Below are 6,270 nucleotides of genomic sequence, written 5' to 3' on the forward strand. Positions count from 1 at the left end.
GTACCGGGGGATGAGCGCCCCCTCACGACGAGTCGCGCTCCACCAACGTCGCGGGAAGTACCAACTGCCGCTTGTCCAGCCCCCGCGAGACCGCCGGACGGCGGTCTGCGATCTCGTCGAGCAGGAGGTCGAGCATCGCGCGGCCCATGTCCTCGATCGGCTGGCGGACGCTGGTCAGCGGCGGGTCCATGTGGCGGGCGATGGCGGAGTCGTCGTAGCCGACCAGGGCCACGTCGTCGGGTGTGCGGCGGCCCACCTCGCGCAGGACCTGGCGGGCGCCGGCCGCCATGACGTCGGAGCCGGCGAAGACGGCGTCCAGGGCGGGGCGGCGGGCGAGCAGTTCCGTCATCGCGCGGCGACCGCCCGCCTCCGTGAAGTCACCGGTGATGATCAGGTCCTCGTCGACTTCCCTGCCCGCGTCGCGCAGCGCGTCGCGGTAGCCGTCGATGCGCCGCTGGGCGCCGAAGACGTCGAGGCGGCCCGCGATGTGGGCCACGGTGCGGCAGCCCCGGTCGAGCAGGTGCTCCACCGCGGCCCGGCCGCCGCCGTAGTTGTCCGAGTCGACGGACGGCAGCGTCTCCTCCGCGGATCTGCGACCACTGATCACCGCCGGGATCTCCAGCTGGGACAGCAGATCCGGCAGCGGGTCGTCCGCGTGGACCGAGACCAGCAGGACACCGTCCACCCGGTGCGCCGCCAGGTACTGGGCCAGCCTGCGCCGCTCCCGGTCACTGCCGGCGAAGATCAGCAGGAGCTGCATCTCGGTGTCCGAGAGGGCCGCGCCCACGCCCCGGAGCATGTCCGAGAAGTACGGCTCCGCGAAGAAGCGGGTCTCGGGCTCGGGGACGACGAGGGCGATCGCGTCTGTGCGGTTCGCGGCGAGAGCGCGGGCCGCCGTGTTCGGGACGTAACCGAGTTCCGCGACCGCCGCCTCGACGGCGGCTCGCGTGGCGTCGCTGACCCGGGGGGAGCCGTTGATGACGCGGGAGACCGTGCCGCGGCCCACTCCGGCGCGCGCGGCGACCTCCTCGAGCGTCGGCCGCCTGCCGCTGCGGCCCCGCGCTCCGTGGACTACCATCCCCTGCCTCCCGTCCGACACGGCTCGCACCGCGTGTGGCCTGGAATCTAACAGTGTCGGTCCGTACGCGGCTTCCGGCGCCCCTCCACCGACGCCCGTACCGGACTTGATCACTCCCCGGCTGTTAGCTAACAGCCCGATAACTGAAGACATATCTCGCTGTCCGGTCCCTTGACACCCCCGCATCGAGCGGCGAACCTTCAACACATCATCAGTGGGAGCGCTCCCACAGTACCTGGCACATACACATCCCGCACGTTCCCCGCCCGAGCCGCAAGTCAGAACACACGGGCCCAGCAAGAGAGTTGGCCGGGGGGTCGGCACGTCAGGGCAACAGGAGGACGACAATGCGCGCACGTACCCGAACCGGCCGCCGCAAGGTGGTAGTCCTCGCGGCCGTGGCGTCGCTGGGCGCCGGGCTGCTGGCCGGCTGTGCAGAGGACTCCGGCGGCGGCTCGTCGAACTCGGACGGTGGCAGTGACGGCAGCGGCAAGACCACGCTGACCATCGGCACCTTCGGTGTCTTCGGCTACAAGCAGGCCGGTCTCTACGACGAGTACATGAAGCTGAACCCGGACATCTCCATCAAGGAGAACGTCACCACCCGCACCGACGTGTACTGGCCCAAGACTCTCACGCGCCTGCAAGCCGGTTCCGGTACCGACGACATCCAGGCGATCGAGGTCGGCAACATCGCCGAAGCCGTGCAGACGCAGGGCGACAAGTTCGTCGACCTCGGCAAGGAAGTCGACAAGTCCCAGTGGCTGGACTGGAAGAACGCGCAGGCCACCACCAAGGACGGCAAGCTGATCGGGCTCGGCACCGACATCGGTCCCATGGCGGTCTGCTACCGCAAGGACCTCTTCGAGAAGGCCGGCCTCGAGACGGACCGCACCAAGCTCGCCGAGCAGTGGAAGGGCGACTGGTCCAAGTACGTCGACCTCGGCAAGCAGTACATGGAGAAGGCGCCGAAGGGCACCAAGTTCGTGGACTCCGCCTCATCGGTCTACAACGCCGCGCTCGGCGGCGAGGCCGAGCGGTACTACGACAAGGACGGCGAGGTCATCTGGGACAAGTCCGACGGCGTGAAGAAGTCCTGGGACGCCGCGATGGAAGTGGCGACCAGCGACATGTCGGCGAAGCTGAAGCAGTTCGACAAGCCGTGGGACCAGGGCTACGCCAACGGCACCTTCGCGACGGTGGCCTGCCCGGCGTGGATGATCGGCTACATCCAGGAGAAGTCCGGTGACTCCGGCAAGGGCAAGTGGGACGTGGCGGCGGCGCCGACCGCGGCCAACTGGGGCGGCGCGTTCGTCGGCGTCCCGACGGCCGGCAAGAACCAGAAGGAAGCCATCAAGCTGGCGAAGTGGCTGACCGCCCCCGAGCAGCAGGCGAAGGTCTTCGCCAAGCAGGCGAGCTTCCCTTCGACCCCGTCGGCGTACGCTGACCTGAAGCCGCAGGCCGACACCACGGCGTACTTCTCGGACGCTCCGATCGCGCAGATCTTCTCCGACTCGGCGAAGACCATCCCGACGCAGATCTTCGGCATCAAGGACCAGCCGATCGGCACCGCCATCACGGACGTCGGCGTCCTGCAGGTCGAGCAGAAGGGCAAGACCCCGGACGAGGGCTGGGAGGCGGCCACCGAGGAGATCAAGGACGTGCTCGGCCAGTGACAAGCTCCAAGCAGGCTCTCGCGCAACCCGCGGCGAGCGCCGACGCCGCGCCCGGCGAACAGCCGGGCGCGGCCCGGGGCGCTCAAGGTCGCGGTACGCCGCCCCCAGGCCCCAGCTCCTGGCGCAGCCGGCTGTACCGCTGGGACATGAAGGCGTCGCCGTACGCGTTCATCTCCCCCTTCTTCATCTTCTTCGGGGCCTTCTCGCTCGTCCCGCTGCTGTACACGGCCTGGTACTCGCTGCACAACGTGCAGCTGTCCGACCTGGACAACCAGACCTGGGCGGGTCTGGACAACTACCAGAACCTGTTGTCCTCCGACTTCTTCTGGAACTCCCTGTGGGTCACGCTCCTCATCGGCGTGATCTCGACCGTGCCGCAGCTGATCATGGCGATCGGGCTCGCGCACCTGCTCAACTACAAGCTGCGCGGCTCGACCGTGTGGCGGGTGGTGATGCTCACTCCGTACGCCACCTCGGTGGCGGCGGCCACGCTGGTGTTCGTGCTGCTGTACTCCTGGGACGGCGGCCTGATCAACTGGCTGCTCGACTTCGTCGGGGTCGATCCCGTCAACTGGCGTGAGTCGGACTGGGGTTCCAAGTTCGCCGTGTCCACGATCGTGATCTGGCGGTGGACCGGCTACAACGCGCTGATCTACCTCGCGGCGATGCAGGCGATCCCCGCCGACCTGTACGAGTCGGCGGCCCTCGACGGTGCGGGGCGCTGGCAGCAGTTCCGCCATGTGACGGTCCCGATGCTGCGGCCGACGATCCTGTTCACGGTGGTCGTCTCCACGATCGGCGCGACGCAGCTCTTCGGCGAGCCCCTGTTGTTCGGCGGGGTCAGCGGCTCGAAGGGCGGCTCCGACCACCAGTACCAGACGCTCGGTCTGTACATGTACGACCAGGGCTGGATCGTCGGCAACCTCGGCAAGGCGTCCGCGATCGCCTGGTCGATGTTCCTGATCCTGCTGCTCATCGCCGTGATCAATCTGCTGGTCTCCCGACGCCTGAGGAAGTCCCAATGACCACCAGCGAAGTGCCCCTCACTCAGGAGAAGGAGCAAGAGAAGGGGGCGAAGGCGAAGGGCGACCGGGGCTTCCGGCGCCCCCGGATGCTCGGCGCGGGCAAGCAGCTGCACGCGGGCCCGCTCAGCTATTCGGTCCTGACCCTCTTCGCTCTCGTCTCGCTGGCGCCGCTGGTGTGGACGGCGATCGCGGCCTCGCGCACCGACCAGCGGCTCGCACAGACGCCGCCGCCGCTGTGGTTCGGCGGGAATCTGTTCAAGAACCTTGAGCGTGCATGGGAGGAGGCCTCTCTCGGCACCGCGATGTTCAACACCACGCTGGTCGCGACCACCATCACCGTCGGCACGGTCCTGTTCTCCACGCTGGCCGGTTTCGCCTTCGCCAAGCTGCGGTTCAAGTTCTCCAGCGCCCTGCTGCTGCTGACCATCGGCACGATGATGATCCCGCCGCAGCTCGCCGTCGTACCGCTGTACCTGTGGATGGCCGACCTCGGCTGGTCCAACCAGCTGCAGACCGTCATCCTGCCGACGCTGGTCACCGCCTTCGGCACGTTCTTCATGCGGCAGTACCTGGTGCAGGCGCTGCCCACCGAGCTGATCGAGGCGGCGCGCGTGGACGGCGCGAGCAGTCTGCGGATCGTGTGGCACGTGGTCTTCCCCGCGGCGCGGCCCGCGATGGCCGTGCTCGGCCTGCTGACCTTCGTGTTCGCCTGGAACGACTTCCTGTGGCCGATCATCGCCCTCAACCAGGAGAACCCGACCGTGCAGGTCGCGCTCAACGCCCTCGGTACCGGCTACGTCCCCGACCAGTCGGTGATCATGGCGGGCGCGCTGCTCGGCACGTTGCCGCTGCTCATCGCCTTCCTCCTGTTCGGCAAGCAGATCGTGGGCGGGATCATGCAAGGCGCGATCAAGGGCTGACCCGCCGCGCCTCCGCCCGACGGGGCCGGGTCATCGCCGCCTCGGCCCCGCTCACCTCCCCCACCTACCCCTCGGCCTCCACGACCCCTTATGGGAGCGCTTCCATGCCTGAGCCTGTGACCTTTCCCCCCGCCTTCCTCTGGGGAGCCGCGACCTCCGCGTACCAGATCGAAGGGGCGGTGCGCGAGGACGGCCGTACGCCCTCGATCTGGGACACCTTCAGTCATACGCCGGGGAAGACGGCCGGTGGCGAACACGGTGACATCGCTGTCGACCATTACCACCGCTACCGCGACGACGTGGCCCTCATGGCGGAACTGGGCCTGACCGCGTACCGCTTCTCGGTGTCCTGGTCGCGGGTGCAGCCCACGGGCCGAGGCCCCGCCGTCCAGCGCGGCCTCGACTTCTACCGCCGCCTGGTGGACGAGTTGCTCGCGCACGGCATCAAGCCGGCCCTCACCCTCTACCACTGGGATCTGCCGCAGGAGCTGGAGGACGCGGGCGGCTGGCCGGAGCGCGACACGGCGCTGCGTTTCGCGGAGTACGCGCAGATCGTCGGCGAGGCCCTCGGCGACCGCGTCGAGCAGTGGATCACCCTCAACGAGCCCTGGTGCAGCGCCTTTCTGGGGTACGGGTCCGGGGTGCACGCTCCGGGCCGTACGGACGCGGCGGCCTCGCTGAAGGCGGCCCATCACCTCAACCTGGCGCACGGGCTCGGCACTTCGGCCCTGCGCGCCGCGATGCCCGCCCGCAACACGATCGCGGTGAGCCTCAACTCCTCGGTGGTCAGGACGGTTTCGCAGGACCCGGCGGACCTGGCGGCCGGGCAGCGGATCGACGACCTGGCGAACGGCGTCTTCCACGGGCCGATGCTGCACGGCGTGTACCCCGAGACGCTCTTCGAGGCGACGTCATCGGTCACGGACTGGTCCTACGTCCAGGGCGGCGACCTCCAGCTGATCCACCAGCCCCTGGACGCCCTGGGCCTCAACTACTACACCCCGGCACTGGTTTCAGCCGCCGGGTCCGCCCCGACCGGCCCGCGCGCGGACGGCCACGGCGCCAGCCCGTACTCCCCCTGGCCCGGCGCGGAGGACGTGATGTTCCACCAAACCCCGGGCGAGCGCACGGAGATGGGCTGGACGATCGACCCGACCGGCCTCCACGAGCTGATCATGCGCTACACGAGCCTGGCCCCCGGACTCCCGCTGTACATCACGGAGAACGGCGCCGCCTACGACGACAAGCCGGACCCCGACGGCCGCGTCCACGACCCCGAGCGGATCGCCTACCTCCACGGCCACCTCTCGGCCGTCCGCCGCGCGATCACCGACGGCGCGGACGTCCGCGGCTACTACCTCTGGTCCCTGATGGACAACTTCGAATGGTCCTACGGCTACGGCAAGCGCTTCGGCGCGGTGTACGTCGACTACTCGACCCTGGCTCGTACGCCCAAGTCGAGCGCCCATTGGTACGCGCAGGCGGCTCGCACGGGGGAGCTGCCTGCGGTGACCACTGAGTAGGGGGAAACAGGGGAACGGGGGGATGGGGCGCGGCACTTGAGGGGGGTG

General features: G+C 69.0%; 5 protein-coding genes. 4 read left to right on the plus strand and 1 reads right to left on the minus strand.

From position 1 onward, the window contains the following. Positions 1 to 22 precede the first annotated feature (22 nt). On the minus strand, positions 23 to 1,078 hold the full coding sequence (locus tag ABD357_RS40595) for a LacI family DNA-binding transcriptional regulator (protein ID WP_344396461.1): 1,056 nt from the start codon (positions 1,076 to 1,078) through the stop codon (positions 23 to 25). A 347-nt stretch (positions 1,079 to 1,425) separates the two neighbouring features. Here ABD357_RS40595 and ABD357_RS40600 point away from each other — a divergent pair, with 347 nt between their 5' ends. The 4 genes from ABD357_RS40600 (at position 1,426) to ABD357_RS40615 (ending at position 6,222) form a co-directional block, all read left to right on the plus strand. Next, positions 1,426 to 2,754, plus strand: coding sequence for an ABC transporter substrate-binding protein (locus ABD357_RS40600; RefSeq protein WP_344396462.1), 1,329 nt, complete (start codon positions 1,426 to 1,428; stop codon positions 2,752 to 2,754). Next, positions 2,751 to 3,779: a carbohydrate ABC transporter permease gene (locus ABD357_RS40605; protein WP_344396463.1), complete on the plus strand. Its 1,029-nt coding sequence runs from the start codon at positions 2,751 to 2,753 to the stop codon at positions 3,777 to 3,779. The genes ABD357_RS40600 and ABD357_RS40605 overlap by 4 nt, the downstream gene beginning before the upstream one ends. A gap of 86 nt (positions 3,780 to 3,865) precedes the next feature. Beyond that, positions 3,866 to 4,699 (plus strand): carbohydrate ABC transporter permease, encoded by an 834-nt coding sequence (locus tag ABD357_RS40610; protein WP_344396476.1) that lies wholly within the window; start codon positions 3,866 to 3,868, stop codon positions 4,697 to 4,699. 104 nt (positions 4,700 to 4,803) lie between these two features. Continuing rightward, positions 4,804 to 6,222: a GH1 family beta-glucosidase gene (locus ABD357_RS40615; RefSeq protein ID WP_344396465.1), complete on the plus strand. Its 1,419-nt coding sequence runs from the start codon at positions 4,804 to 4,806 to the stop codon at positions 6,220 to 6,222. Positions 6,223 to 6,270 lie beyond the last annotated feature (48 nt).

This window comes from Streptomyces vastus, assembly GCF_039532825.1.
Taxonomy (GTDB): Bacteria; Actinomycetota; Actinomycetes; order Streptomycetales; family Streptomycetaceae; genus Streptomyces; species Streptomyces vastus.

Bases quoted from the DNA above. Each gene is read 5' to 3' on its own strand.
- ABD357_RS40595 (WP_344396461.1), bottom strand. From the start codon at position 1,078: ATGGTAGTCCACGGAGCGCGGGGCCGCAGCGGCAGGCGGCCGACGCTC.
- ABD357_RS40600 (WP_344396462.1), top strand. From the start codon at position 1,426: ATGCGCGCACGTACCCGAACCGGCCGCCGCAAGGTGGTAGTCCTCGCG.
- ABD357_RS40610 (WP_344396476.1), top strand. From the start codon at position 3,866: ATGCTCGGCGCGGGCAAGCAGCTGCACGCGGGCCCGCTCAGCTATTCG.
- ABD357_RS40615 (WP_344396465.1), top strand. From the start codon at position 4,804: ATGCCTGAGCCTGTGACCTTTCCCCCCGCCTTCCTCTGGGGAGCCGCG.